This window comes from Flaviaestuariibacter amylovorans (genome assembly GCF_039541815.1).
GTDB classification, from domain to species: Bacteria; Bacteroidota; Bacteroidia; order Chitinophagales; family Chitinophagaceae; genus Flavisolibacter; species Flavisolibacter amylovorans.
Genome location: NZ_BAABGY010000001.1, coordinates 384,501 through 411,294, shown reverse-complemented (window position 1 = coordinate 411,294; position 26,794 = coordinate 384,501). Strand labels below are relative to the sequence as shown.

At 62.8% G+C, this 26,794-nt stretch carries 17 protein-coding genes; 8 read left to right on the top strand and 9 right to left on the bottom strand.

Features of this window, described 5'->3' with window-relative positions:
• Positions 1-174: 174 nt before the first annotated feature.
• The 5 genes from ABD937_RS01695 (at position 175) to ABD937_RS01675 (ending at position 4,823) form a co-directional block, all read left to right on the top strand.
• On the top strand, positions 175-1,458 hold the full coding sequence (locus ABD937_RS01695) for a UDP-N-acetylmuramoyl-tripeptide--D-alanyl-D-alanine ligase (RefSeq protein ID WP_345252884.1): 1,284 nt from the start codon (positions 175-177) through the stop codon (positions 1,456-1,458).
• Between the two features lie 10 nt (positions 1,459-1,468).
• On the top strand, positions 1,469-1,924 hold the full coding sequence (locus tag ABD937_RS01690; protein ID WP_345252882.1) for a DUF983 domain-containing protein: 456 nt from the start codon (positions 1,469-1,471) through the stop codon (positions 1,922-1,924).
• Between the two features lie 364 nt (positions 1,925-2,288).
• A complete protein-coding gene (locus tag ABD937_RS01685) occupies positions 2,289-3,443 on the top strand; it encodes a glycosyltransferase family 2 protein (protein ID WP_345252881.1) in 1,155 nt (384 codons plus the stop codon).
• 32 nt (positions 3,444-3,475) lie between these two features.
• Positions 3,476-4,087: an RNA polymerase sigma factor gene (locus tag ABD937_RS01680; RefSeq protein ID WP_345252880.1), complete on the top strand. Its 612-nt coding sequence runs from the start codon at positions 3,476-3,478 to the stop codon at positions 4,085-4,087.
• Positions 4,077-4,823, top strand: coding sequence for an anti-sigma factor family protein (locus ABD937_RS01675; protein WP_345252879.1), 747 nt, complete (start codon positions 4,077-4,079; stop codon positions 4,821-4,823). The genes ABD937_RS01680 and ABD937_RS01675 overlap by 11 nt, the downstream gene beginning before the upstream one ends.
• A gap of 108 nt (positions 4,824-4,931) precedes the next feature.
• Here ABD937_RS01675 and ABD937_RS01670 read toward each other — a convergent pair whose 3' ends face one another.
• On the bottom strand, positions 4,932-7,703 hold the full coding sequence (locus tag ABD937_RS01670) for a CHAT domain-containing tetratricopeptide repeat protein (RefSeq protein ID WP_345252878.1): 2,772 nt from the start codon (positions 7,701-7,703) through the stop codon (positions 4,932-4,934).
• Positions 7,704-7,778: 75 nt separating this feature from the next.
• Here ABD937_RS01670 and ABD937_RS01665 point away from each other — a divergent pair, with 75 nt between their 5' ends.
• Positions 7,779-8,231 carry a PPC domain-containing DNA-binding protein gene (locus tag ABD937_RS01665; protein WP_345252877.1) on the top strand — a complete coding sequence of 151 codons (453 nt, stop codon included), beginning with the start codon at positions 7,779-7,781 and terminating at the stop codon, positions 8,229-8,231.
• 258 nt (positions 8,232-8,489) lie between these two features.
• On the opposite strand, the gene ABD937_RS01660 is transcribed toward ABD937_RS01665, so the two are convergent.
• The 8 genes from ABD937_RS01660 to ABD937_RS01625 form a co-directional block, all read right to left on the bottom strand.
• Positions 8,490-9,512, bottom strand: coding sequence for a PorP/SprF family type IX secretion system membrane protein (locus tag ABD937_RS01660; protein ID WP_345252876.1), 1,023 nt, complete (start codon positions 9,510-9,512; stop codon positions 8,490-8,492).
• Positions 9,513-9,517: 5 nt separating this feature from the next.
• Entirely contained in the window at positions 9,518-19,135 is a 9,618-nt protein-coding gene (locus ABD937_RS01655; RefSeq protein ID WP_345252875.1) for a PKD domain-containing protein, read from the bottom strand.
• Between the two features lie 341 nt (positions 19,136-19,476).
• The gene (locus ABD937_RS01650; protein ID WP_345252873.1) at positions 19,477-19,992 is read right to left on the bottom strand and encodes a CAP domain-containing protein; all 516 of its coding nucleotides are present in this window, start codon (positions 19,990-19,992) and stop codon (positions 19,477-19,479) included.
• 47 nt (positions 19,993-20,039) lie between these two features.
• Positions 20,040-20,621 (bottom strand): TMEM175 family protein, encoded by a 582-nt coding sequence (locus ABD937_RS01645; protein ID WP_345252871.1) that lies wholly within the window; start codon positions 20,619-20,621, stop codon positions 20,040-20,042.
• Positions 20,622-20,855: 234 nt separating this feature from the next.
• Positions 20,856-21,380, bottom strand: coding sequence for a CAP family protein (locus tag ABD937_RS01640; RefSeq protein WP_345252869.1), 525 nt, complete (start codon positions 21,378-21,380; stop codon positions 20,856-20,858).
• A gap of 80 nt (positions 21,381-21,460) precedes the next feature.
• On the bottom strand, positions 21,461-23,515 hold the full coding sequence (locus tag ABD937_RS01635; RefSeq protein WP_345252868.1) for a DUF3857 domain-containing transglutaminase family protein: 2,055 nt from the start codon (positions 23,513-23,515) through the stop codon (positions 21,461-21,463).
• 30 nt (positions 23,516-23,545) lie between these two features.
• The gene (locus ABD937_RS01630; protein WP_345252867.1) at positions 23,546-23,920 is read right to left on the bottom strand and encodes a YccF domain-containing protein; all 375 of its coding nucleotides are present in this window, start codon (positions 23,918-23,920) and stop codon (positions 23,546-23,548) included.
• Between the two features lie 438 nt (positions 23,921-24,358).
• Positions 24,359-25,240, bottom strand: coding sequence for a bestrophin family protein (locus ABD937_RS01625; RefSeq protein ID WP_345252866.1), 882 nt, complete (start codon positions 25,238-25,240; stop codon positions 24,359-24,361).
• A 52-nt stretch (positions 25,241-25,292) separates the two neighbouring features.
• On the opposite strand from ABD937_RS01625, the gene ABD937_RS01620 reads away from it, so the two are divergent.
• Both ABD937_RS01620 and ABD937_RS01615 read left to right on the top strand, forming a co-directional pair.
• On the top strand, positions 25,293-26,345 hold the full coding sequence (locus ABD937_RS01620) for a 2Fe-2S iron-sulfur cluster-binding protein (RefSeq protein ID WP_345252864.1): 1,053 nt from the start codon (positions 25,293-25,295) through the stop codon (positions 26,343-26,345).
• Between the two features lie 97 nt (positions 26,346-26,442).
• Entirely contained in the window at positions 26,443-26,715 is a 273-nt protein-coding gene (locus ABD937_RS01615) for a hypothetical protein (protein WP_345252862.1), read from the top strand.
• The last annotated feature ends 79 nt before the right edge of the window (positions 26,716-26,794 follow it).

Sequence of the window (26,794 nt, the reverse complement as noted above, 5' to 3'; positions counted from 1 at the left end):
CTTTCGAAAACCCATGGCTAAAGCCATGGGCTGGTAAAAATCGAAAACCCACGGCTGAAGCCGTGGGCTAGTTGGCACCCAACCTTTAAAACCCTCAAAACCTCCAAAACCTCCAAAACTCAATCTCCTATTCCCCCATTACCCCATTACCCCATTAGCATATTACCTTTGCTCATGTCTTCGATCGAACGTCTATACGAGCTGTACCGCAACTTTCCCTCGGTGCAGACCGACACACGCAAGCTGAAGGAAGGGGATCTGTTCTTTGCCCTGAAAGGACCCAACTTCAACGGGAATACCTTTGTGCAGCAGGCCCTCCAAACGGGCGCGGCCGCCTGTGTGATCGACGAGGAGGCCTATGCGGTTGACGGGAAGACCTTCCTGGTGCCCGACGTGCTCACGGCACTACAGGAGCTCGCCCTGCACCACCGCAGCCGGTTCCGCATCCCCTTCATCGGCATCACCGGCTCCAACGGAAAGACGACCACGAAGGAACTCATTCACGCGGTGCTATCGTCGAGCTACCGTACTTATACCACCGAAGGCAACCTGAACAACCACATCGGCGTTCCGCTCACGCTCCTCAAGGTGCGCGATGATGCCGAATTCGCCATCATCGAGATGGGGGCCAACCACCAGAAAGAGATCGCGGCTTATTGCCGCGTGGCGCTGCCCACGCACGGCCTCATCACCAACTGCGGCAAAGCCCACCTCGAAGGCTTCGGCGGCGTGGAAGGCGTACGCAAAGGCAAGGGCGAGCTCTTCGACCACCTGCGCGCTACCGGCGGCACCGCCTTCGTGAACTGGGACTACGACTACCTCCATACCATGAGCACCGGCATCGTGGAGCTCGTAACCTACGGCACGCACGCGGCCGCCTACACCGGCGATGCCGTGCAGTCTGATCCCTTCCTCGAAGTGGCGTTTACGCGCGGCTTCGAAGGAACGGTCCGCACGCAGCTCGTGGGCGGCTATAACCTGCCCAACGTGCTCGCCGCCGTGGCCATCGGGCGGCACTTCGGCGTGGCGCCCGAAAAGATCCGGGAAGCCCTCGAGGCCTATACGCCGTCCAACAGCCGCTCTCAGCTCGTGCAGAAAGGCTCCAACCGCATCATCCTCGATGCCTACAACGCCAACCCGAGCAGCATGCGCCTCGCCATCGAGAACTTCGCCCGCGCGGGCGGCGGGCGCAAATGGCTCGTGCTGGGCGCGATGGCCGAGCTGGGTGAAGAAAGCCTTGCCGAGCACGAGGGCATAGCGTCCCTGATCGCCGAATATCCCTGGCAGGAAGTGTTGCTCGTAGGCGGCGACTTCGGGAAGATCGATCACCCGTACCGCCGCTTCGCCACCGCGCAGGAGGCCGGCGCCTGGCTGAAGGAGCAGAACGTGCAGGACGCGCAGCTGCTGGTGAAAGGCTCGCGCAGCACCGGTATGGAGCAAGTGCTCGACTACCTATAAGCTTTCCCCGATGCATCCCGAAGGCGCCACCCGTGGCTATTTGTCTACCCTGCTCGGCTGCTACTGCCCGCGCTGCCGCAAAGGGGCGCTCTTTCAGCACCCGGTGTCGCTACGCGTGGGGCGCAACATGGAGATGCACCGCGCCTGCCCGGTATGCGCACAACCCACGGAGATCGAGGTCGGCTTTTACTATGGCACCGGGTACGTGAGCTACCTCATCGCCGTGGCCATCAGCGCCCTGTCGTTCCTGCTCTGGTGGCTGCTCATCGGCTTCTCGTTCTCCGACCGCCGCTTCTTCTGGTGGCTGGGCTGCAACTCGGTGGGGCTTCTGCTGGGGCAGCCCTGGCTGATGCGCTTCTCCCGCGCCTTCTGGCTCTCCTGCTTCGTTTCGTACGACCCGCACTGGCGCACCAACCCGCCCGATGCCGGCGAGCGTCATAATGCGGAGCAAGCCAATAACTGGTGACCTCACCCCCAGCCCATCCCCCGGCCCCTTCCCCAAGGGAAGGGGTGACTCTGTGGAACGGAACTTATTACTCCTGCTTTTCCCTGGTGGAAGTGCGTATGCTTTCCGGTGCTTGCGTTCTTCCTCCCGATGCCAATGTCATACAAATCTTACACGTACATCACAAACGCCGCTACGGGTAGACCGAATGCTGTGTCTCATAATGCCTCCACCCACGCTCATCGTATCGATCATAAGAATCCGCGTGCTTTCTCTCCATTCCTTGGTCCTTATTTCCTGTTCGCATTATCTCTATTTGCTTACTACCCCATTAGCACATTACCCCATCAGCACATTACCTCATCAGCACAGTACATTTGCCGCGATGCTATTTTACTACGGGATCCTCGCCGCGCTATTCTGGACCGGCCTTGCAGTGGCGCTCACCTATTACCGCCGCCGCATCCCGTTCCTGGCTGATGTGGCACCGGAGCCAGGCACCGAAGCCGTGGCCCTCATCATCGCCATCCGCAACGAGGAAGCCGACCTCCCCGGGGCGCTCGACACGCTGGTGCGCCTCCGCTACCCGAACCTGCGCATCCTGCTGGTCAACGACCGCTCCACCGACGGCACGGGCGCCATCCTCGCCGACTATGCCCAGCGCTACCCGCAGCTGCAGGTACGTACCATCGCGGAGCTGCCGGCCGGCTGGCTCGGGAAGAACCACGCGCTCTACGAAGGCTACCGCGCCAGCAGCGAAGAGTGGATCCTCTTTGCCGACGCCGATATTCAATTTGCCCCCGACACCCTCCTGCAGGCTCTTACCTGGAGCCGCCGCCACCGGCTCGACCACCTCACGCTCCTCCCCTACGTGCGCTCCCGCTCCGAAGCCCTGAATGCGCTCCTCTCCACCTTTGCCACGATGCTCGAGATGCGGCAGCGCCCCTGGGCCGTGCGGGATCCCAAGAGCTCGGCCACGATCGGCGTGGGCGCGTTCAACCTCGTGCGCCGCAGCGCCTACGAGCGCGCCGGCACGCACAAAGCCCTCGCCCTCCGCCCCGACGACGACCTGCAGCTCGGCGCCCGCATCAAGGCCTCCGGCGGCCGCTGCGACGCCCTCTACGGGCGCGGCGCCATCGCCCTCGAATGGTACGACAGCGTGGGAGCCTTCGTAGACGGCCTCATGAAGAACATGTTCTCGGTATACAACTACCGCCTGCCGCTGCTGCTGGTGGCCGGCGTGCTGCCCACCCTCCTGTTCCTGGTGCTGCCGCTCCCGCTGCTGGTGCTCTTCGGCGGTCCGCGCGAATGGATCCTCGCTGCACTGGTGCTGCTGGGTCAGCTCGGTGCCGTGGGTACGGGCCGGGGTAAGTACAGCCGCCTCGGGCACGGATTGCTGGTGCCGGCAGCCGGGGCCGTGCTGGTATGGGTGATGCTGCGCGCAGCGGTCACCAACCTGGCGCAGGGTGGCATCTGGTGGCGCGGGCACTTTTACCCGCTTTCGGAGCTCCGTGCCGACAAGGGCGAAAAAAATTGGTAGCTTGATTACAAAACCACCGGCAGCCGGTACTAATGAATAAAGGTTCAACGATCGACACCGACATCGAACTCCTGGCACTGCTGCGCGACCGGCGCCGCGCGGGCGAAGGCATCGCCCGGCTGTATGCTACCTATGCGGCGGATATGGCGGCCCTGGTACAACGCCACGGCGGCACGTACGACGACGGGCAGGATGTGTTCCAGGAAGTAGCGCTCGCCTTCGTATACAGCGTGCAGGACGGACGGTACCGCGAAGAGTCGGGCATCCGGACCTTCCTGTTCGCCATGACCCGCAACAAGTGGTTCAACGAGCTGCGCCGCCGCGGCCGCGCACAGGACCGGGCGGCGATCTTCGAGCAGGAGCGCGACGCGCTGCCGGAGAGTGCCACGCAGCTGCTGGAGCACAAGGAGGCGAGTGCAGGGCTGCAGGCAACGCTGGAGCGGCTTGGTGCAGGCTGCCGCGAACTGCTTACCGGCTTTTACTACGCGGAGCGCTCCATGCGCGAGCTCGCCGCCGACCTTGGCCTTGGCAGCGAGCAGGTGGCGCGGAACAAGAAGCACCGCTGCCTGAAAAAGCTGTCGGAACTGATCGAATCGGAACCTGCCCTCGCCCAACAACTAAAAAACCTGCTGTATGCCCCTTAGTGATACCGATGAAGAACTGCTGATCCGCTATCTCGACGGCGCGCTTGACCCCGCCGAAGAAGCTTCCCTGCAGACCCGCCTCCGCCAGGAGCCCGAGCTGCAGGCAGGCTACGAGCGGTTGCGGCTCGCTGCCCGCGCGCTGCACTGGGGAGCGCTGAACGAGCAGGTGGCGGCCGCACGCAGGCAGCACGAGGCGATCCCCGCAGAAGCCACCGCACGAAAAGAAGCACCGGTGCGGCCGCTGCGCTGGCTGCGCCCCGCACTCGCCGCGGCCGCCGTGCTCGCCGGACTCTGGATTGGCATCCGCTGGTACGACAGCACGCACCTGACGCCGAACCAGGTATACACGCGCCATTTTATCAACTACGATCTTTCGGCGCAACGGGGAAGCGATACCGCGTCGCCGATCGAGGCGGCATACGCACAGGAGAAATACGGACAGGCATATGCGCTGGGAAAGGAGCCGAACAGCCGCTTGTCGCCCCAACAACGGCTGCTCGTTGGCCTCTCTGCCCTGCACCTGAACCGGGCCTCCGAAGCGGCGGCGCTGCTGCAACCCCTTGAAGGAGGACCGTTTGCGGAAGACGCGGCCTATTACCGCGCACTCGCCCTCATCAAACTGAAACGCCCCCTCGAAGCACTGGACCTGCTGCTCCCGATCCGCAACAACCCCGCACACCTGTATCACGGCCGGGTGACCGAAGAGATGATCAGGCAGGTACAAACACTTGACTAACGAGGGCCACGTAATCGATAATGAGCATCAAAAAAGCGGCGATTGCCGCTTTTTACATTTGCTGGAAAGGCATGCACCCGTAATTATACGGTCGGCCAAAAAACCCACTCATGGGAAGCGGCTCCTCCTCCGCCTCCAACCGATCCAGAGAAGTACCAGCAGCGCGGCTGCCAGCCCACTGGTAAGCCAGGGCATCCACCGCGTATCCCGCGCCTCCGGCAATGCACCCGAGTACACCAGGTGCGCCCAGTATGCCGGAAGCTTCCGGCGCGGGTGCACTTTCGGGTCGGCGAGGTAATCGCGCTTGGCCTGCTGCAACGCTGCATCGGGGGCATCGCCTTTTTCAAGATAATGGTGCACCCTTCTTATGATGGCCGCGGTGGCTTCGTCGTCGGCCTTCCAGAGCGAGGTAATGATGTTCGAGCAGCCGGCGTAGGCGAAGGCACGGCTCAGGCTGAGCAACCCCTCGCCCCGCACCAGCGCCCCGCTGCCCGTTTCGCAGGCACTGAGGATGATGAGGCGGTTGCGCCGCAGCTGCAGGTCGTAGATCTCTCCGGCATAGAGCAGCGCAGCCTCAGGTTTTGAAGCCGCCCAGGGTGCAAAAGCGATGTACGAGAGCGCGGGCTGCTCCGTATTGGCCACGGCATGCGTGGCGAGGTGCACGATATCATAGCGGGCCACCTCGTCGAGAAAACGCTGCCGGGTGGCGTCGGCACCGGTCCAGGCACGGCCCGCGCCGGAGGGTATTTCTACGGATGTCGCCGGCAGGGCAGCAAACGAGAGGCCACCGCCGGAGAAGCCGCTGCGGGCAAATGGCGCGAACGCCAGGACGCGCGCGTCGCCCAGCGCCAGCCGCTCTTTCTTCAGCAGCGCCGTGGAATACTGGTATTGCACGCGGTGGTCTTCGACCACATAGCGCGCGCCGTCGTGGAGCACTTCGAACGGCAGGTAGTGCAGCTCGTCGTCGGCAATGATCAGCAGGCGCTTCTGTGGCCCGCGCACCGGCCCCAGCAGGAGGCGGTGGAGGCGCTGCACCGCAGCAGCATCCGTGCGGACACTGTCGGGGACGCGCAGGCTCCGTACAAGGGCCTCGAGCTCGCGGTGGAAGCCGGCATAAAGCGGTTGCTGCAGCCCGGTGAAGCCATCACGCGTAAGCGCAAAGGTCGTAAGCTGGTTGCCCGCGAGGTGAAAGGAAAGAAGACGGGTATCGTTATCGAGCAAGTCCTGTTGCAGGTGCTTTACGGAGGGCAGCTCCGGGAGCGCCAGGGGATGACGTTCGGCACGTTGTCGCCGCAGCTTCCCGAGCGCGATCTCGCCGCTGCGGATGGCCGCCTCCGCGGTCGCCCGCGTTGCTGAATCCTGGCTGCGCTGTGCCCGTAGCGACCAGCGTGTGATGTCGGCCCGCAGTGCCTGCTCCCGCTGCCAGAGCGTGTCGCCGCCCCGCGCATTGCGCCAGGTCCCTTCGTTGTAGGCCAGCACCGCAGCCTTGTTTTGCTGATCGAACGTAAACGCGCCCTCGAGGTACTGCGTGTTGCCGGTGCTCCGGTAGAGTGCAAACGCCAGGTCGATCGGCTTGCCATGCACCGTGTACCGCGCCTTCTGCAGGAAGAGCCTTGCCTCGTCGCTTTCATACGTATGGCCAATATGGTCTACGAGTGCGAAGGCGGAGCGATAGGCTGCGAGTGCCGCATCGCCGCGCACCAGCGCGCCGCCACGGGCATATTGTTCCTGCAACACTTCCGCCTTGGCAAGCAGCGCCTGGAATACGTTGAGATAGGGAAAGAGGCCGGAATACCGCGTCGGGTTATCAGCCACTTGTGTGCCGGTGAAGGCAGGATAGAATTGATGCAGCGCCCCCTGGTAATCGGCAAGCGCGGCGTCGTACCGGCCCAGCATGCGGGCGAGGTCGCCGCGCAGCTTGAGGCTCTGGCCAAGCGCCGTCGAAGGCCGGTCGCCGTTGTAGCGGCGGCCCAGGGTCATCGCTTCCACGATGTGCCTTGCCGCCGAATCGGGTTGCCTGTTTTCGAGAAAGGCCTGCGCGAGGTCGTTGTGGAGGCCGGCGGCGCGGGCATCCCCGTAGTGCACCTGCCGGAACAGCCGGATCGCCTCGGCGGGCGCGCCCTGCCGCAGGCGGATGATGCCCATCACGTTGCGGATCTCGTTGGCATGTGCGCCGTAGGCAAGCAGCTCGCGGTAGGCGGCCATGGCCTTGTCGTACTCCTCGAGCCGCACAAGCCCCGCGGCGATGTTGCTGCGGTAGTTGACGTACTGCGCGGCGTAATAGGGATGACTGCGCGGAAGCACCTCGAGCGCCTTCTCGAAATAATTGCGCGCCTGCCGGTAGTTGCCGGCCTCGAAAAAGATCGCACCCATATTGTTGTACAGCCGCTCCGACTCGTGAAGCGGCTTGGGGTAGGCTGCCTGCACCCGCTCCGCCAGGTCAAAGTAGTACCGGGCGCTGTCGAGCCGGCTGTGCGCATAGGAGATGATGCCACAGAAGATATACGGACGGAACAGGAGTGAATCGGGCAGCAAGCGGGCGCGTCGGTGTGCGGCGATACCGGCTGTGTAGTGTGCGAGGGCGCGGGTGTTATCGCCGAAGTATTGCTCGAGCTCTCCCGCCTTGATATGCGCCGCGAGCAGCAGCGAATCGGATGTACGCCCCGGCGGCAGCGGCTCCCGGAGAAAGGCCTGGAAGCCTTGCAGCGCCTTCCGGTTGAGGCGCTCCTCGGCCGCCTCGTCGGTAAGCCCGCTCAGGAGCGCCTGCCCGTAGTAGCGGTCGGCTTCGGTGAAGCGCGCCCGCGCGGCAGGGGGCACCTGGGCCAGCGCAGGGCAGCCGGCAGCCAGCAGGAGGAAGCATAAGGTTACGGAACGCCACACGCCCTAAAGTTCCTGCTTTAGCGGCAATGCGCAATCGCCCGCCCCGCCGCCGCAGGCAATTCGTATGTTCGTGGCGTGAAACGCCTCCTGCCGCTACTGCTATTCCTCACCGCCTGCCGCTCCGATATGACGAAGACCCATGCCTTTCGCCTGAAACCGGGCGCCGACCTCCGTAAAGAGCTACAAGCCTATGCCGACCGGGCCGGCATCGAAGCTGGCTGGATCGCTACCTGCGCGGGTTCGTTGACCTCCTACAACATTCGCTTCGCCAATCAGCCCGACGGATCCCGGGGCGACGGCCACTTCGAGATCGTAAGCCTCAGCGGCACGGTATCGAAGAACGGCTCCCATATTCACCTATCCATTGCCGACAGCACCGGCCGCACGATCGGTGGGCACCTGCTCGACGGCAATCTCATCTACACCACCGCCGAGATCGTGCTGCAGGAAGACACGGGGCTCCGCTTCACCCGCGAAAAAGACGGCACCACGCCTTGGGAGGAGCTGCAGGTGCGGCCGAAGGAGTAGGGTTCGCTGCGCTCACCGTATGCACGCAGCGGCGCGGCGAAGGGCGGCGCGGCGAAACGAATGTTGCGTAGAGACGCATATCGCACGGCGCCACCCGTTGCCTCAGCGTACCAGGATAGAAAAAAGCGTTTCCGTCATCATGTACTTTTCAAAAGGGCGTTGCGTCGCCGCGCCGTTGCGTGAATAGGCCGCTAGCGGCCGGTTCATCAAACAAGAAAGGCGCACTTCGTGCGCCTTCCAAATCACTGACTAAACTACCTATAAGCTTACCGGGCAACGCACCTTGTTGGCCGAGGAGCTGCGCACGTTCAGGAAGTTGCGGTACTGCACGGTCAGCTCAAAGCCACCCCGCAGCGTCGAGGCCTTCGTCAGCTTGCTCACGTTCATGTCGTAGGTAAGCCCCACCCCCCAGTTGTAATAATCGAGCTTCACCACGGGCACCACCGCGTCGCCCCAGCGGTAGAAGCCGCCGAGCGAAAGGGCGACACCGTAATCGTCGTCGGCCTCGAAGAGCCCGTGGCGGTACATGGCCCCGCCCTGGAACTGCCGGTGCCCGCCCTGGAAGAACAGGTCGCCGTAAAGGATGACGCGGTCGAGGTCGCTGGTGGGTGCCGAGAGGCCCGCGTTGATCATCAGCTTCTGGTTGAGGCGGATGTCGCTGGCCGCATCGAAAGCCACCTTTGGCTGGTTGAAGTGAAAGAGCGCGACGCCGGCATAGTAGCGGACATCATAGCCCAGCACAGAGCTGAAGGTGATGCCGGCGCCCGCGTCCATATACGTGACGTTGGAGGCGGGCAGCCGCTGCCGCGTGGGATTGGTGGGACTATATGCGCCGTTCACGAACTGGTCGGAGAAGGTGAGCGCAGCCGCATCAAACCGCTGCTGCACCCAGCCACCGATAAAGCCCGCGGAGAGGTAGGTATCGGTTTCGCCGTTGAGCGATTTATGAAAGGCCAGCACCGGCAGCGCCTGTGTGCGGCTGAGCCTCGAGTCGCCGGCCACGTCCTGCGTCAGCTGCATGCCTACCGCGAAGTAGTTGTCGGAGTTGGCGCCCGCGCCGAGGCGCAGCTCCGTGCCCAGCGAGGCCGTCTTGAACGGCGTGGTCACAGAGCCCCACTGGCTGCGGAAGGCGGCCGTGCCGCGGATATCACCGCGGAAGGTGCCCGCCAGCGCGGGGTTCCGCAGCATCGGCAGCTCGTAGAACTGCGAAAAGTTGATGTCCTGCGCTTCCGCCGTCATGGCGAGGGCCAGCAGCCCCGCCCCCATCAGTATCTTTTTCATGGCGATCATTTTAACAAGGTTACGTTTCCTTTATAGGTATAGGGTGTATGGTTCTCGCACAGTACTTCTACGGTGTAGACGTATACGTCCGGGCTTGCCGGCACCCCGCGGATGCGGCCGTCCCAGCCAGCGGTGACGTCATTGGCATTGACCGCATTCTTTTCGAACACGAGCTCGCCCCAGCGGTTGAAGATGCGGAAGGTCTTTACGCGCGCGATGCCTGAGCCCTGCACGAAATACACGTCGTTGACCCCGTCGCCGTCGGGCGTGAAGGCATTCGGCATGAATACCTGCGTCTCCTTGCAGAAGGCCTTGATGCGGAGCGTGTCGGTGGCCGAGCAGCCATACGGCGTCGTCACCATCACTGAGTAGGTGACGTCGTTGCGGATCGTGGCGAAGGGCAGCGGGCAGTTGCTGCAGCTAAGGTCCGTAGCGGGCGACCAGGCCCAGTCGCGGATCGGCCCGTTGACGACCACCGTGTTGAGCGGCTGCCGCGAACCGGTGGCGAGCACGAGATCAGGACCGAGGCTTACCGTCGGGTAGCGCCCTACGGCTACGGTCACGAAGGCCGTATCGGTAAAGCAGTCGGCGCCGTCGAAGCCCACCACGCGGTAGGTCACCGTATTGGCCGGCCAGGCAAGCGGGTTGGCGATGTTGGTAGCGCTGAGGCTGATGTTCGGCGACCATTCGTAGCGCGTGGCGCCGCTCGCCAGGAGTCGGCTCGTGTCGCCGATACAGATGCTGTCGTTGGCCGATACCGTCATCGCGAAGGGCTGCATCACCGTGACCAGCACGGTATCATAGCCCGGGCAGCCCGAAGCATTGTAGCCTGCCACCATGTAGCGGGTGGTGGTGGTGGGCGATGCCACCGGGTTGGGACAGGTGAAGCAGCTGAGGCCCTGCGGCGGGTCCCACTCATAGCGCGTCACGCCGGCGCCGAAGGCACTAAGCTGAACCGAGTTGCCGCGGCACAGCACCGCATCGGGCGGCGTAGCGGTCACCACCGGCGAAGGCCGCACGGTGATGGCATGGAGGGCCGTATCGGCGCAACCGTTCACCGTGCGTACGATGAGGCGGATGTTGTACGTACCCGCAGCCGTGAAGTTGGTGACGAAGGGGTTGCTGTTCGACACGATGGTGCCGTTGACCGTCCACTCATACAGTGCAATGGCATCCACCGACTGCACGTTGGCGGTGAAGGTCGTATTGATACGGGCGCAGCCGAGGGCGTCGGCGGCGATGCCGGCCTGCGGAATACCGTGCACCACCACATCCACTACCTTGTAAACCGTATCGGAGCAACCGCTGTTGGAGATCACGATCTGCTGGATGTTGTACTGCCCGCTGGTGGTATACGTATGAAGCACATTTCCACCGGTTCCGGTGGTATTGTCGCCGAAGTTCCACTTCACCTCACGCACCCCGAAGAACACGTTGGACGTATCGCGGAAGGTCACCGTGGTGCTGCCGCATACGCGGTCCTGCGTGGCGGTAAACCCGCTGATGAGCCGGTCCACCTTGATGGTATCAAGACCCGCGAGCGGCACGCGGCAACCCGCCGTAGAGGCAAGCGTCACCGAGGGCACAAAGGTGCCGGGCGCGGGGTAGGTGTAGAAGATGAAGGGCTGTGCCGCGAGCGTGGTCTGGGTTACGCCGTTGCCGAAGTTCCAGATCAGCGTATCCGTGTTGACCAGGTTAGCGGCATCGAAGCGCACGGTGCGCGGGCCGCACACGAAGCCACCGGCATACTGCAGCTGTCCGCCCGGCGCATTGACGCGGATAAGGCGCTGCGCCTCGTAGGTACAGCCACCCGGTGCGATGCTTGTGAGCCGGGCCAGGAAGGCACCCGTGCGGGTATAAGTATGCGTTACGTTGTTGCCGGTGCTGCTGTTGCCGTCGCCGAAGTCCCAGGTCACCACCGCGGCGGGCCCATTCGGGTTGCTGAAGGAGACGGTAAAGGGTACGCAATTCGTAAGCGAATCGCTGACCGTGATGCCGCCAGGCATAGAGGCCCGAACCTGTATGGGCACCCGCACCGAGTCGGTGCACACGTTGCCCGGCCCGTTGATGCGGAAGGCCACGAGCACCACCTCGTATACCCCCGGCGTGCTGTAGGCATGCGTGGGATTGGTCAGCGTAGACACGTCGCCGTCGCCAAACTTCCACAGGTAGGAAGTGGCGCCGGCAGTGTTGTTGGTGAAGTGGATGGAGTCGCCGATGCACACGATGTTCTGGCTGGCGGTGAAGGCCGCTGCCGGCTTTGCGAACACGTTGATCGTGAGCAGCATCGTCGTATCGGTACAGCCATTGAAGGCCTTCAGTTGCACCGTATACGTGCCGGCGTTGAGGTACTGATGCGTTACCGTGTCGATGCCCTGGGTGGTGCTCAGCGTGTTGCCGTCGCCGAAGTCCCACTGGAAGCCCGTGGCGCCCACCGTATTGTTGATGAAGTTGACGGTATGCGGGGCGCAGCCGTTGGCCTCCGTGCCGTTCACCGCCATGAACAACTGGATCGGGTTGGGCGACACGATGATGGAGTACGTGGCCGTGTCGGTACCGCACTGGTTGCGCGCGATCAGCTTCACGTAAAAGGTATCGACCACCGCCGTATGGAACACATGCTCCACCGCATCGCGGGTGGCGCTGTTCACGAGGGTGCCGTCGCCGAAATCCCAGGTGTAGTTGTTGCCATGGCCAAGCGAGGTGTTTGCAAACCGGACGCGCATCGGCGAGCAGCCGGTGGTACGATCAGGCGTGAAAAGCGCGCGCGGTTTCGACGACACCGTGATGTTCATCTGGAACACACTCGTGTCGCACTCGTTGAAGGCTTTCAGCACCACCGTATACACCGTATCGTTGGCGGTCGGCGCCGATGGGAACACGATGGTGCCGGGTTGTGCTGTATTGACGAATTGCCCGTTACCGAAGTTCCACTGGTAGCGGAACGTATCGATCAGCGCCGTCGTGTTCGTAAAGGTTACGCTCAAGGGACCGCAGCCGCTCGTCCGGGAGGCCGTGAACCCGGCGACTGCCTTAGGCAGGGTGCGGAACGTATGCTCGGTGCTGTCGGGCTTGCAGCCGAAGGCGCTTACCGAAACCATCTTCAGGGTCACCGCCGTAGCCGGCGTGGCGATCGTATAACCCGGGAAGGCTCCCGTAGAAGTACCGATCAGCACGTTGTCGACATACCAGTTGTAGGAGCCGTTGCTCGAGCCGGTCGACGTGTTCTGGATGTCGAGCACGAAGGGCCAGCAGGCCGTGTCGCGCGCGAACGTGAACCGCGCATCGGCGTCGGGGTTGATCACCACTTCGATCGCCGTACGCGGGCCTTCGCATTGTGCGGCACTCGTCTGGCTTACGAAATAAGTGGTGCTGCCCGCCGTGGCCGTTGAGGGCACCGGCGCCGTTGCGGACGCCGTGCCCCCGGTTGCAGCGGTATACCAGTTGAGCGTTGCACCCGCATCCGGCGTAGCCGTCAGGGCCTGGGGCGTCGCGTCCTTACAATACACCACGGGCGTCGTTACCGCCGGCGCAGCGGGCAGTGGGTGCACGATGGCACTCAGCGTAGCGGGCTGCGAAGTGCAGTTGTTGAGCGTCACCGTCACGGTATAGGTGCCGGTCGCAGCCGTCGTCGCATTGGCGATGGAGGGGTTCTGCAGGGTGCTGGCAAAACTGTTGGGACCGCTCCAGGCATAGGTGCCGCCGGCAACGCCGTTGGCGCTTAAGGTAAGCGTGCTGCCGAAGCAGATGGGACTGTTGCTGCTCACCGCAGGCGCCGCGGGCGGGTTCGGATCCGTGAGCGTGAAGGGACCTACCTCGTTGGAAGGACAGCCATCGAGCGATACGCGCACCGCTTCGTACAGACCCGCATTGAGCGTCGTGATCGTGATCGTGCCGGAACCGTTGGGCGACACGTTGGTGACGGTCACCGGCGTGCCGTTATACAAGTAGCTCACGTTATATACACCGGCATCCAATCCACTCACCGAGAGCGTCCCGGTGGGCGTATTACAGGCAGTGGGGTTCGTGAACGAGCCGGCGATCACGGGGGTCGGCTTCACCACGGCCTGCGTAGTACCCTGCGACGAGCAGGAGCCCAGCGTTGCCGTTACCGTATAAATACCGGCGTTGGCCGCCGTGGCGCCCGGCACCGTCGGGTTTTGCTGCGCACTAACGAATACGGCAGGCCCGGTCCAGGAGTAGCTGACGCCGGGCGTTGCGGAAGATGCCGTCAACGAAAGGGTATTGCCGCTGCAGACCGCCGGGCTCGACGCCACGGGCACTTCGGGGGTGAGGTTCACCAGCACCGTGGTGCTGCCGGCGGCGGAGGTACAGCCGTTCAGGGTCGCCGTTACAGAGTAGGTGCCGGCACCGGCCATGGGCACGCCGGTGAGCACGGGGTTCTGCAGGTTGGAGATAAAGCCGTTGGGCCCCGACCAGCTATAGGTCACACCGGCATCGGAAGTAGCCGTCAGCGACAGGTTCGTGCCCGAGCACAGCGGCCCGCTGTTGCTGACCACCGGCGTCGCAGGCGGGTTGGGGTCGGAGAGCGTGAAGGGACCAACTAGATTGGACGGACAACCATCAAGGGTAACGGTGATGGCGTCATAGACGCCTGCTGCCAGGTTCGGGAGCACGAGGGTACCCCCGGCCAAAGGAGTTTGACCCGTAAGCACCCGGGGGCTCCCGTTGGCCGTATAGCTCACCGTATAGGTACCCGGTGTCGTAAGGCCCTGCAGCGTGATGGAGCCGGTAGCGGTGTTGCAGGTGGTCGGGTTGGAAGTGGCGGTTCCCGTGATCGCCGGCGTCGGCTTCACCGTTGCCGTAAAGCTGCGTGGCGCCGACGGGCAGGTACCGAGGGTAACGGTCACCGTATATATACCTCCGTTGGCGGCACTGGCGTTGGGGAACGACAGGTCCTGCAGGGTGCTTGTGAATCCGCCTGGCCCTTCCCAGGCATAGGTGAGCACACCCGGGGTGCTGCTGCCGGCGTTAAGCGTTAGCGTGCTGCCGCTACACACCGGTGCGTTGCTCGTGATGGTGGGTTGCGCGGGCGTCGGGCTCACGGTCACGGTCACCGTGCCGGCGGGCGAGGAGCACCCGGCCACCGTCACCGTTACCGAGTAGGTGCCGCTGGCCGCGGTAGTAGCCCCCGCGATCGTTGGGTTTTGTGAATTATTGCTGAAGCCGTTCGGGCCGCTCCAGGTATAGGTGGCGTTGGTTACGTTGCTTGCGGTCAGGAGGAGGTCGTTGCCGGCGCAGATCGGGCCGTTGGCGCCTGCCGTAGGCGCAGCAGGCGGGTTGGGGTCCGACAGCGTGAACGGACCGGCCTCGTTCGAGGGGCAGCCGTCGAGCGACACGCGGACGCGGTCGTAGGTAGCGGCCGGAAGGCCCGTGATGACGAAGGTGGAACCCGTGACCGTCTGGCCGGGTAAGGATACCGGGGCGCCGTTCTTCTCGTAGAACACATTATAGGTACCGGCCGTGAGCCCGCTGATCGTGATGGAGCCGGTAGTAGAGGCGCAGCTGCTGGGGTTGGCGGCGGTGGCGCTGATGACGGGTGTCGGTTTCACGGTAGCCGTTACGCCGGCCTCCGAAAAGCAGCTGCCGAGCGTGGCCCGTACCGTATAACTACCGGAAGCGGTGGTGGCGGCGTTGCTGATCGACGGAGCCGCGACGGCGGATGTAAAGCTGTTGGGGCCGGTCCAGCTCCAGCTGACGCCCGCGGTGCTGCTGCTGGCGCTGAGCAGCAGGGTATTGCCGCTGCATACTGCCGGCGCGGATACCGTTGGCGTAGCGGGTGTGGGGTTCACCGTCACATCCACCGTGCCCGCCGGTGAGGAGCAACCGGCTACGGTCACCGTTACCGAATAAGTGCCGGTAGCAGCCGTGCTGGCCGTGGTAATGACCGGGTTTCGGATGGCGCTGCTGAAGCCGTTGGGTCCGCTCCACGAATACGTCGCATTCCCCACCAGGCTGGCGGTGAGCTCGAGGTCGCGGCCGGAGCAAAGGGGGCCGTTGGCGCCGGCCGTTGGTGCGGCGGGCGCGCTCGGGTCGGAAAGAGTGAACGGACCTACCTGGTTAGAGGGACAGCCGGTGCGCGTCACCTGTATCTCGCTGTAGGTGGCGGCGTTGAGGTTCGGAATGGTGAAGGTGGAGCCGGTGACCGACTGGTTGGGCAGGCTCTGGCCGCTGCCGTTCTTTTTGTATGTGATGGTATAGGTGCCGGTGCTCAGCCCGCTGATGACGATGGAGCCGTTGGCGCCGCCGCAGGAGGTCGGGTTGTTTGCCGCGGCCGTGATCGAAGGCGTCGGATTGACGGTGGGCGTCACCGTGGCCGTAGAAGTACAGGCGCCCAGCGTCACCGTCACCTTGTAGGCGCCACCGTCGGTGGTGCTTGCATTCGGAATGGAGATATCGGCCGTGTTGGCGATGAAGCTGTTGGGACCGGTCCAGCTGTAGGTAACGCCGGCCGTGCTGCTGCTTGCAGAAATGCTGAGGGTGTTGCCGCTGCAGACGTCGGGGGCCGATACGGTAGGCGTTGCCGGGGTCTGGTTCACCGTGGCGTTGACGGTACCGGTGCCCGAAGTACAACCGGCCACGGTGATGCTGAGGCTGTAGGTGCCGGTGGCCGCGGTGCTGGCATTCGTCACCGAGGGCTCGCGGAGGCTGCTCGAAAAGCCGTTGGGGCCGGTCCAGCTATAAGTGGCGCCGGCGCCGGCCGAAGGCACGCTCAGCTGCAGGGTGGCGCCGCTGCAGATGGGGCTGGACGCTACCGTGGGCACCGGCGTCGCCGGCGGGTTGGGGTCAGAGAGGGTGTGCGGGCCTACGGAAGCAGAGGTACAGTTGTTGCGCGTCACCGTGATATTACTGTAGGTGCCCGCACCGAGGCTGGTGATCGTGATAACGCCACCACTGACGGCCGTCATTGTTGCGGCTATAGGAGTTCCCGAGTTTTTGGTATATGTAACTGTATACGATTGACCAGCGATGAGTCCATTGAGGGTAATGGTGCCGTTGTTACCGCCGCAGGAGCTTGGGCTTACGGCGCTGGAGGTCGTGATACCCGGTGTTAGGTTTACCGTCACGTCGATCTTCGTGCGGTCGCTTTCGCAGCCGGTGGCATCGTCTTTCTGGCTAACGTAATAAGCGGTGGTGCCGGTAGCCGTGGTGGCCGGCGTAGGTGCCGTGGCGCTTCCGGTGCCGCCGCTGGCAACAGTGTACCACACGAGGCTGTGGCCGGCGCTTGCGGTAGCGGAGAGGGGGTTCGCCGTGGCGCCCTGGCAAAGCGTCACCGTAGTGGTGGCGGCGGGCTTTGCCGGCTTCGGGTTTACGGTGATGGTGAAGGTCTTGGTGGTTACACAGGTCACCGAAGTGGCCTTCATCGTGATGGTAGCCACGATCGGGCTGGCCGTCGTGTTGGTCGCTGTAAACGTGGGGAGGGTGGCTCCGGCACCGCTGCCGGAAAGCCCGATGGACGTGTGCGAGTTTGTCCACGCGTAGGTGACGCCTCCCGTAGCGCTGCTGGACGTCAGGCCGGAAACAGAAGCGCCGGGACAGGCGCTCACCGGCGCCGGCACGTTGAGATCGGGCGGCAGGCTCACGGCGAAATTGCGGGCGGCAGTGGTTGTACCGCACTCGTTGGTGGCGGCCAGGTCTACCGTATAATTACCGGAACTGTTATAGAGCACGCTACCGGGGTTCAGGTCCGTGGAGCTGGCCGGTGTGCCGCCGGTGAACGTCCAGGCGTACGTAAGCGGACTGCTGCCGCAGTTGGTCACCGTAGCGGAGGGAGCTTGCGTAAAGGGGGCGCAGCCGTTGGAGAGGCTGGGGAAGCTGATCGAAGGCTTTGATTTGACAACGACTGTTTTTGTGTCGTTGACCGTGGCGCAGGCGTTGGTAACCGACAGCCGTACGGTATAGGTACCGGGATTGGTGAACTGCAACGTAGCGTTGGTGGACGATGGGGAGGTCCCGTTGGTGAACGTTGCGCTGGAACCGGTACCGCAGTTGGTGGCTGAGTAAGAGGTCGACCAGCTGTAGCCAGCGGGTGTGCAGGCTGTGAGCGAGGTGGACGTGTTGGTGAAATTCGCCGTGAGCGGAGCGCAACCTGAAAGATTATCGGCTGTAAAGGTAGAAGAAGGTGTTCCGACAATGCAGATCTGACGGGTGGTGGTATCATTTCCGCAGGAGCCGGTAGCGATCAGCCGGATCGTATAGGTGCCGGGCACAGTGTACGCATGGCTGGGAGAGGTTTGAGTGGACGTGCCGCCGTCTCCAAAGTTCCAGTCATAGAGCGTTTCGCGGTTACAGCTCCCCTGGTTATAGCTTGGAACAGATGTGTTGGTGAACGAAACCGAGCTGTTGACGCAGGCGCTCAATGGGCTGTTGAATCTCGCCTTTGGCTTTTTGTAGATGGTAATGTTGTCCACCGTTGCATTCGTCGAACGGCAGCCGTTCGTTGCCGTCACTTTCACGATGAACTGCTGACCGGGCGAATTGCATGAGGTAGTGTCGAAGATGTGGTTGATCACCGCATTGGTCACCGGCGTGGTCCAAACGGTATCATCAGAGCCATCGCCGAAGCTCCAGGTATACGTGGTGCCCGGTGAGTTGAGATTATAGTTGCTCAGCGTGAACGGGAAACCGGTCGGCGCACACCCGGTAGTATTTCCGGGAGCCGAGATTCCCACGGCCGGGTTAGACTGGTTTACGACGTTGTAGGTTCTCGAGTTGTTGCAGTTTGTACCGATAGCCGTGATGACGAGCGGAAACTGTCCCAGGCTGGTGTACGTATGTGGGATCGGGAAGCTGGCCGCGGTAAGGCCTGTTTGCGTATTGCCATCACCCCAGTCAACGTTATAAGAAGTGATACAGGAAGCGCTGGGGGAAATGTTGTCGATCCTGACCGTAAAATTCGGATTCACCGTGGAGGGTGAGTTGTTGCAGTTGTTGAACTGATTGAACAGGTTTTGTATATCCTTCACCTGCACATCGGGCTTCTGCTTGATGCGCACCGTACGCGTCGCCGTTACGATACAGCCCTTGGCATCGGTTACTTTAACCGAAACCGTCGAATCAACGAAGCTGCAGCCGAAGGGAGGGTTGAATGTTTTGGTAACAGTCGCGCCGCTTGCCGTTGCGCCATTGCCGAAATCCCAAGTATAGGTAAAGGGCGCCGTGCCGGCTGCTGCCGTTGCGGTGAACACCACGTTGGTGCCGGCACAGGTGTTGTCATTCGTGAACGTGAAGCTTACGGTCGGGTTCGGGTTTACCGTTACCGACACCGTATCATAATGAATGGTCGTTGTTCCACTGGTCACGATAAGGCTGTACTGGCCGGTCTCGTTCGCTACGTAGGTAGCACTCGTGCCTGTTGCGATGTTTGCATTATCCTTTGTCCACTGGTAAACCGGGTTGGGTACACCGGGGGCGGAGGGTGTCAGGGTCACGATTCCACCCTGGCAGAGCGACGTGTTCTGAGGCGTGATCGTATACCCTGGATCCGTTGTGCGCTGTGTACTACTGATAGCGGATGCTTTCCGCTTGGCAGCATTCTTTTGCTGGCCGAAGGAAGATAGGGAGAGCAGTAACAATACGGTCACCTGGAGGGCCTGTCTCATAATGCAGTTGGTTGTGGGCATCTTTCAAAAAAGAATCTTGATTCTGGGAAGTGGCACTGGCGGTGCCGGGAAAATCGCCAATACTAGCCGTTTCCAGTAAAGCGCCCAATACCCTGCAGCGGGTATATGCAAGAACCCCGCTACAGGCCCCTTTCAGAGGGCTGCGCGAGGTCTCATAAGCATTGGTTGGACGCGGTAAAAGAGCCGCTTGGAGGGACTTTCCGGGCACGATTCCGCCGGGTCCAAAGAAACGAAAAACCGGTCGGGACAGCAAGAAAACATTAGTGAATTGGTGTATGTGTGTGTTGGATTGGGCTATTCTGTCCGTATCCGGATCGCGATCAATACGGCGCCTGCCCGAGGTAATTGCCTGCGGGGTCGTAGTTGGCCACGATGATCCAGGAGCCGTCGGGACAGCGTGCGGCACCCATGCCCACCTGTGTTGTGTGCCTCCAGATCATCTGTGTATAATGACCGGCCCCGTACCAGTTGGCAGCCGTGAGCACACCGTAGGTGAACTTGTTGATCTCGCCATACCAGGCCCGCGATGCAGAGGCGGCGTCGAATTGCGCGCCCGGCCCCCAGAACAGGTTCTCGCCGTAGGGAACGGCCTGGGCACCGGTGTCGGGCCGGTGCCGCATCCGGCATCCATTGCAGGCAAGGTGCACCGCCCACGACTGTGCTACTGCCGCCAGCTTGTCCGACCAGTGCAACGGAGGTACGCCCACCTCCTGCCGGGCAGCGTTGTGCATCAACAGGGCAGCCTGCGCTTCCGGGAAGCTGATGGCTGACCCGGTGCCCTGTGCGCCGGCAACAGACACGGAAGCGAGCAGCAAAAACAAGCACACAATACGCATAGAACGAGTTTGAACAACAAGTATCATCAAACGCACCGGACACTGCCTCATCCTCCCTTCCCCAGCCGGCCCTCAATCCGGGTATCCGGCACGAACCACAGGACCGCCACCGCCGTATACAGCAGCACACTCAACCACACGTTCAGGAAGGACGCACCGATGCCCGCTACGTACAGCAGCAGCGAAAGCCAGCCCTTGCCGTCGCGGCCGATGGCCTGCTCCAGCGTGGAACCCTTCTCGTGCACCCCGATGAGGGCCGTCGTCAGCCAGTGGTAGGCCAGGCCCGCCCCGAGGAGCACGACGCCATATACGATCACCGGCGCCTGGCTCCCGGGGTGCTCGCCCATCCACGCCGTTACAAAAGGCACCAGCGACAGCCAGAACAGCAGGTGCATATTGGCCCAGAGCACGCGCCCGCTGATGTGGTGGGCGGCCTGCAGGAGGTGATGGTGATTGTTCCAGTAGATGCCGATGTAGACAAAGCTTAACAGGTAACCTGCGAACACGGGGAGCAGCGGCCGGAGGTCCGACAGCTCGCTTCCATGCGGCACCTTGAGCTCGAGCACCATGATGGTGATGATGATGGCCAGTACACCGTCGCTGAAGGCCTCAAGCCGACCCTTTCCCATAAACGCAGATTTGACCGGGAAGATAAGCGCGAATGGGGTAATGTGCTGATGGGGTAATGGGATAATGGGATAATGGGGTAATGGGGTAATGAGAGAAAGGTTTTGGGGGGGTTGGAGGTTTTGAGGGTTGGGGTCAGCGCCGGAAAAGAAAGTCCGCGGCTGCGGGACTTTCAGTATTCCTTGTTCCGAACGATCCGGTTCAACATTCATTATTCAACATCCATTATTCGATATTCAATACGGCTTGACGCCGATGTAGTTGCCGCGCGGGCTGTAGTTGGCCACGATGATCCAGGAGCCGTTCCGGCATTGCGCAGCGCCCATGCCGAGGTGGGTACTGGCCTTCCAGACCATCTGGGTGTAATGCCCCACACGCGAATAGTTGCTTTCGGTGATGGGCCCGTAGCGGAAGTCCTTCTTTTCGCTGTACCAACTTTGCGATGCCTCGGTGGCGTCGAAGTAGCGGCCGCTGCCCCAGAAGATGTTCTCGCCGTGTTGCTGCGCCCACTCGCCACTCATCGGGCGGTGCTTCAACGCGCAGCCTTCCGCCGCCAGGTGATCGGCCCACTTCTGGGCGTAACCCGACAAATCGGCGGACCACTGCAGCCCCGGGGCGCCCACTTCGGCGCGGATCTTATTATGAAAATGAAGCGCTGCCACCGCTTCCGGCGGCGTGATGCGGGAACCCGAAGCGGGTGCCTGCGCCTGCACAAAGGCGGGCGCGGATAGAACGAGGAGGAGCAATAACGGGTTTTTCATGACGGTTCCTGTATTAACGTACCGGCACCCCGAAAATACACCGTGCCGGTGTGAATAATTTGGTAAACCGGCACCATCTGCTACCGCCGGCGGCGGTTCCGGCGCACCAGGTAGGTGATCAGCACAGCGACCCCGAGCAGCACGTAGGCCGAGTTCAGGAGCTCCTGCCGCGTAATGGGCCGATACACCTTCCGTGCAGCATCGGCGCTGCGCTCCGCGGCATCGCCGCCATAGCCATAAGTGAGCGAGTACCCGGCGCGCTCGCTCATGGCCGCGTAGGCCGTGCGGAACGCATCGAGCTCACCGGACAGCACATGATCGCGCTCGGACCGGAAGTCGTAGGTGAGCACTACGTGCTGTCCCTTGCCCCTTGCTTTGAACGTGTAGCGGTATCCCGGGCCGGAGAAGTCGTCGTCGGCATGATAGTCGCCCCAATCCTCGGGCAGCTCCAGCTCGATCTCCTCGCGGTAATGCGCCGGGAACACGAGCGACAGCGGTGCGCTGCGGTCGTCGTCAGCCGGCTTCTTGAACATGCCCCCGATCACGAAGGCGCTCAGCTCCAGCTTTTTGCGGCCCTCCTTCCCGGTCCAGGCGCCACGGAGCGTGTAATACTCCTGCACCACGAAGCGGTTGCCCGACTCGTGGTCGGTGTACTTGATGCTGTCAGAGCGCACCTTGTCGAAGTAAGCTGCGTAGTATTCCTGGTATTGCTTCTGCTTGTCGGCACGGCGGGTGTTCCCGAAGTCGGCGCGGAGCGCGTCGGCCGCGCTGCCCCGGTAGGTGGTGGTGACTTCGAGCCGTCCTGTTCCGCTCATGTCGGGGAACACGAAGCGCTCGTGCACATCGATGCGGGCCTTGTCCTGCAGCGGGATGTCGGTCAGCTCCCCGTTGCCTGGCGCCACCACGAGGCCGCACTGGTAGTCGGGGAAGGAGATGTCGTCGAGGGAGCCGCGCTGGTAGGTGCTGGTGGGGTCGAAGTAGTAGCTGCGGCCGTTGAGGCGTACCTGCACGGTGCAGTGATCGAAGCCGGTGGGCGTGGGGAGCCAGTTGCGTACGCCCTTCTTGTAGTCGGTATGCAGCAGCACGGGGCTCGCGGGCACGCCGAGGGCGCGCATCAGGGTGCAGAACAGGTAGGATTTGTCTTTGCAGTCGCCGAAGCGCTGGCGCAGGATGCGCTCGGGGTCGTTGGGCTTGTGCGAGTTGACGCCCATCTCGATGCCGAGGTAGCGCACCTCGTCCTGCACGAAGCGAAGGGCGGCCGCTACCTGCGCTTCCGTGGTCGGGTATTTCCGGCGCCACCCGCCTGCGAGCGCGGCGAGCGATGCCGGAAGCGGACCCTGCTGCGGAAAGAGGCCGAGTGCCCAGTCGTTGACTTCCTTCCAGCTGCGCCACTCGCTCACCATGATCATCGGGTAGGGGTCGTACCAGGTGGGCAGCTGCGCCGGTACCTCCAGCAGGGGCACGCGCTCCTGGCGCCACTCGTAGGTGCGGGCGCCACCGGCATCACGCACCAGGGGCTGCAGGTCGGTCTTCCAGTTGCGTACCGTAATACTACGGCCCGCCGGCACCACCAGCTTGTAACAGAGCGCGTATACCGGCACGGTGAAGCGGGTGTCGAAGTTGCCGGCATAGCGTCCGCCGAACACGGGGTTGCGGCCGGTGAGGGTGTAGCTGTACTCGATCACGTCCCCCTGGCGCACATCGTCGAGGGCAAGCAATGCCGTGAGCTCGCCGTTGTACAGGTGCATGCTCCGCTCCTTCTCCTGCTGGATGATCCGGAAGCGGCGCGCGTCGAGGCGGTCGAGCACGGTGCTGCCGCGGAGGATGCGCACGCTGTGGAACCGGAGCTGCTCATAGAGCGGATCGTAGTCGACCGAGACCTCGGCGGCGTTCTGCACGCCGGCATCGGTAAGTACGCGCCTTGCCGTGCGGATGAAGGTACTGCCCTCGCCGAGGTGCACCTGCCGCTCGAAGCAGAGGTCCACGTAGCCGTCTTCGGCATCGTCGTCGAGGGTGCGGTCGGACAGGTTGAGGGGTCTGGTCGTGATCCAGCCGGGAGCCGGGCCGGTACGCACCGGCTGGGCCACAGCGCCGTATACACACAGCAGCAGTACGCACAGGCAGAAGGCTCTCATCAGGGGGGAGGTGTTTGACAGGTGGAGGAATCAGGCCGGCACCACGGTGCGGCCAAAGGGCATCAGCGAAAGCGCCACCAGCTTGAAGTGCTGGCGCCCGAAGGGAATCCCGATGATGGTGAGGCACAACAGCACCCCGAACAGGATGTGGCTGAGGGCGGTCCAGATGCCGCCGCACAGCATCCACAAGATGTTGCCCAGCAGGTGCAGCGGCCCGTCGCCGCCGGGCGCCGGCACTACGCGCTGCCCGAAGGGCATCAGCACGATGCCGGCAACCTTGAAGCATTGCAGGCCGAAGGGGATCCCGATGATGGTGAGGCAGAGCACCAGTCCGCCGAGCACGTAGCCGAGGGCGCAGAGGAGGCCGCCGAAGACGAGCCAGACCAGGTTGCCGAGGAAGTTCATGAGCGCTTGTTTTGGTGTCCCGAAGATACGGCGATCGGGCAGCAAACGGGCGGAATGCGTATCTTCATCACTTACCAACCGACTATGCCGTCCCGCAAGCAACGCCGCCTGCGCATCTTATACCTGGCCCTCACCCTGGCGGCCATCTTGGGCTTCACCCTGGGAATGGTGCTGCTGCTCCGCCGGAACGGGTAGGGTCGCTGCGCTCCGGTTTATTGGTTTATTTGTCTATCGGTTTATTGGTAAGGGGTCGTTCCTGTGCGGTCTTTTCCTCCTGACCCGGTCCTGTTCCTCCGACACCCGAGATCTGAAATCCAAAATCTGAGATCTGAAATCTCCCGTCGTGCGTCAGCAATAAATCTGAAATCCAAAATCTGAAATCCCAGATCACAGATCACAGATCCCAGATCACACATCTGAGATCAAAAATCTGGGATCCTACGCCAGTGTCTCCTGTACATTCCTGCGGATCGTATCCACCAGCCGGCCCATCGGCAGGTCATTGGTATCCTTGCCGAACGGGTCTTCGATCTCTTCGGCAATAAGCTCCAGCGACGCCAGCACGTAGAGCACGAAGAGCGTCACCGGCACGATCCAGTACTGCAGGCCGAGGCCATAGCCCACGGGCAGGCTCAGCACATAGAAGAAGATGAACTTCTTGATGAAGGCACTGTAGGAATACGGGATCGGCGTGTTCTTGATCCGCTCGCAGGCGCCACAGATGTCGAGGAGCGACGACAGCTCGCCGTTGAGCAGCAGCAGCTGCGTGTCGGAAAGCGTGCCTTGGCGGTGCAGGGCGGCAAGGCGCGAGGCCAGCAACGAAGCTACCTGGTTGGGCACGTGCTTGCGCCGGTCGAAGTCGGGGATCTCGGGGTGCGGCTGCTCGTCGAGGCTGTAGCGCGTTTCCTCCGACTGCAGGTGGATCATGAGCTCATGGGCGAAGCGCGGCAGCAGCTGCTTGAAGAAGGTGCGGTTGCGGTCGTCGTCGCCCGGCAGCATCGCGTTGAGCTTGATGGCGAAGTTGCGGCTGTTGTTGACGAGGGCGCCCCACTGCCGGCGGCCCTCCCACCAGCGGTCGTAGGCCGTATTGGTACGGAATACCACGAGGATCGAGATGGCGAAGCCTAGGAGACCGTGCAGCACGGAGAGCTGGCGCAGGGGGCTGTTGGCGGGATCGGCCACCCAGTGCTGCAGGCACCAGACGATGCCGGCGGCATAAAGGCCCGTGCCGGTCAGGAGCGGCAGCAGGCGCACGAGCGTGTCGGAGCGGTGCAGGTCGAATATGAAGCGGATCCAGTCCTTGGGGTTGTAGGAGATCATAAGCAGAAAGCGGCAAAGATAACGGCGGCGCCCCTGCCCTATCTTTAGCCGCATGGCCGAAGCACCGCTCATACCGCTCCGCGTCGACAGCATCGTGGACGAAGTACCGGGATTCCGCAGCATCCGCTTCGCCCCCGGCCACGGCATCGCCTACAAGGCCGGACAGTTCCTGACGCTCGTGCGGCGCTTCGGCAGTGCCGACCTGCGCCGCTCCTACTCCATCACCTCGTCGCCGCTGCTCGGCGATGCCCTCTCCATCGGCGTGCAGCGGATCGCCAACGGCACCTTCTCGCGGTACCTGCACGACGAGCTGCGGGTCGGCGACGTGTTGCCATGTACCGGCGCTTCGGGGCTCTTCTGCCTACCCGAAGACCCGTCCGCCGTACCCCGCTTCTTTTTCCTGGCCGCGGGCAGCGGCATCACGCCCGTCTGGTCGCTGCTCCGCACGGTGCTCTACGGTACTCCCGCGGCGGCGGTGCTGGTCTACAGCACGCACGACCCTTCCGTGTCGGTCTTTCGTGAAGGGCTAAAGGCCCTGCAGGCAGCCTTCCCGCAACGCTTCGTGCTCCACGAGCTGTTCAGCACCGACCCCGACCTGAGCCGCGCGCGCCTCACCCGCGACCGCTTGCTCGGGCTGCTCCGCGCCGATGGCGGCGACCTTGCGCGGACCCTTTTCTATACCTGCGGTCCGGAGTCGTACCTGCGCTTCTGCAGCTTCCTGCTCCGCGAGCGCGGCGTGCCACCGGCGCATATCCGCCGCGAGGATTTCATCGCCGACCGTACGCTCCCCGCCCGCGCTGTTCCACCCGACACCGGTACATATACGGCACGCTTGTATTTATACGGTACCCGGCACGAAGTCACGGTGCGCTATCCCGACACCATCCTGAACGCGGCGCTCCGCCAGGGCATCGTCCTTCCGTATAGTTGCGCCACTGGCCGCTGCGGCGCCTGCGCCGCCCGCTGCACGAAAGGCACCGTGTGGCTGGCCCACAACGAAGTGCTGACGCCAGCCGACCTGGCCGAAGGCCTCACCCTGACCTGCACCGGCCACCCCGTGGGTGGCGATGTGGAACTTTACTTCAACAACGGCCCAACTTCCTGAAACAACTTATGAGCACACCTTCGTATAAACCCCTGGTAGTTCCACTATAGGGGAGGCCGGGCGCCTGGTTTACCTTTGTGGCACCAACCCCTGCTGCATGAAAGAAGAGTTCACCCTGGTCGTCGACTTCGTCCGCTACCAGTTCAAAAGGATCTACCACCCGGAGCTTGCGCTCACGTATCATGTGCATTTCGACGCGGGCTTTCAGCCCACGGTATTCCGGATGCGCCGCAACGGCAGCGGGGAATGGAAGATCCTGCCGATGCAGTTGCCGGCCCATGTAAGCAAGTCGGAAGCAGCCTTTCACGATGCCATCGAGCGGAACGAGGAGACACTGCAGGATTTCGTTGCCCGCAGCAACGACGACTGAGCCACACGACTCAGACAACGGCACCGGCAATCCATACAACCTGCCCTGCCGCTTCGCTCCCGGGCCCGCTACCTTGCAG

Coding starts and splice junctions, on each gene's coding strand:
- ABD937_RS01695 (WP_345252884.1), top strand. CDS start 175: ATGTCTTCGATCGAACGTCTATACGAGCTGTACCGCAACTTTCCCTCG.
- ABD937_RS01690 (WP_345252882.1), top strand. CDS start 1,469: ATGCATCCCGAAGGCGCCACCCGTGGCTATTTGTCTACCCTGCTCGGC.
- ABD937_RS01685 (WP_345252881.1), top strand. CDS start 2,289: ATGCTATTTTACTACGGGATCCTCGCCGCGCTATTCTGGACCGGCCTT.
- ABD937_RS01680 (WP_345252880.1), top strand. CDS start 3,476: ATGAATAAAGGTTCAACGATCGACACCGACATCGAACTCCTGGCACTG.
- ABD937_RS01675 (WP_345252879.1), top strand. CDS start 4,077: ATGCCCCTTAGTGATACCGATGAAGAACTGCTGATCCGCTATCTCGAC.
- ABD937_RS01660 (WP_345252876.1), bottom strand. CDS start 9,512: ATGAAAAAGATACTGATGGGGGCGGGGCTGCTGGCCCTCGCCATGACG.
- ABD937_RS01655 (WP_345252875.1), bottom strand. CDS start 19,135: ATGAGACAGGCCCTCCAGGTGACCGTATTGTTACTGCTCTCCCTATCT.
- ABD937_RS01650 (WP_345252873.1), bottom strand. CDS start 19,992: ATGCGTATTGTGTGCTTGTTTTTGCTGCTCGCTTCCGTGTCTGTTGCC.
- ABD937_RS01645 (WP_345252871.1), bottom strand. CDS start 20,621: ATGGGAAAGGGTCGGCTTGAGGCCTTCAGCGACGGTGTACTGGCCATC.
- ABD937_RS01640 (WP_345252869.1), bottom strand. CDS start 21,380: ATGAAAAACCCGTTATTGCTCCTCCTCGTTCTATCCGCGCCCGCCTTT.
- ABD937_RS01635 (WP_345252868.1), bottom strand. CDS start 23,515: ATGAGAGCCTTCTGCCTGTGCGTACTGCTGCTGTGTGTATACGGCGCT.
- ABD937_RS01630 (WP_345252867.1), bottom strand. CDS start 23,920: ATGAACTTCCTCGGCAACCTGGTCTGGCTCGTCTTCGGCGGCCTCCTC.
- ABD937_RS01625 (WP_345252866.1), bottom strand. CDS start 25,240: ATGATCTCCTACAACCCCAAGGACTGGATCCGCTTCATATTCGACCTG.
- ABD937_RS01620 (WP_345252864.1), top strand. CDS start 25,293: ATGGCCGAAGCACCGCTCATACCGCTCCGCGTCGACAGCATCGTGGAC.
- ABD937_RS01615 (WP_345252862.1), top strand. CDS start 26,443: ATGAAAGAAGAGTTCACCCTGGTCGTCGACTTCGTCCGCTACCAGTTC.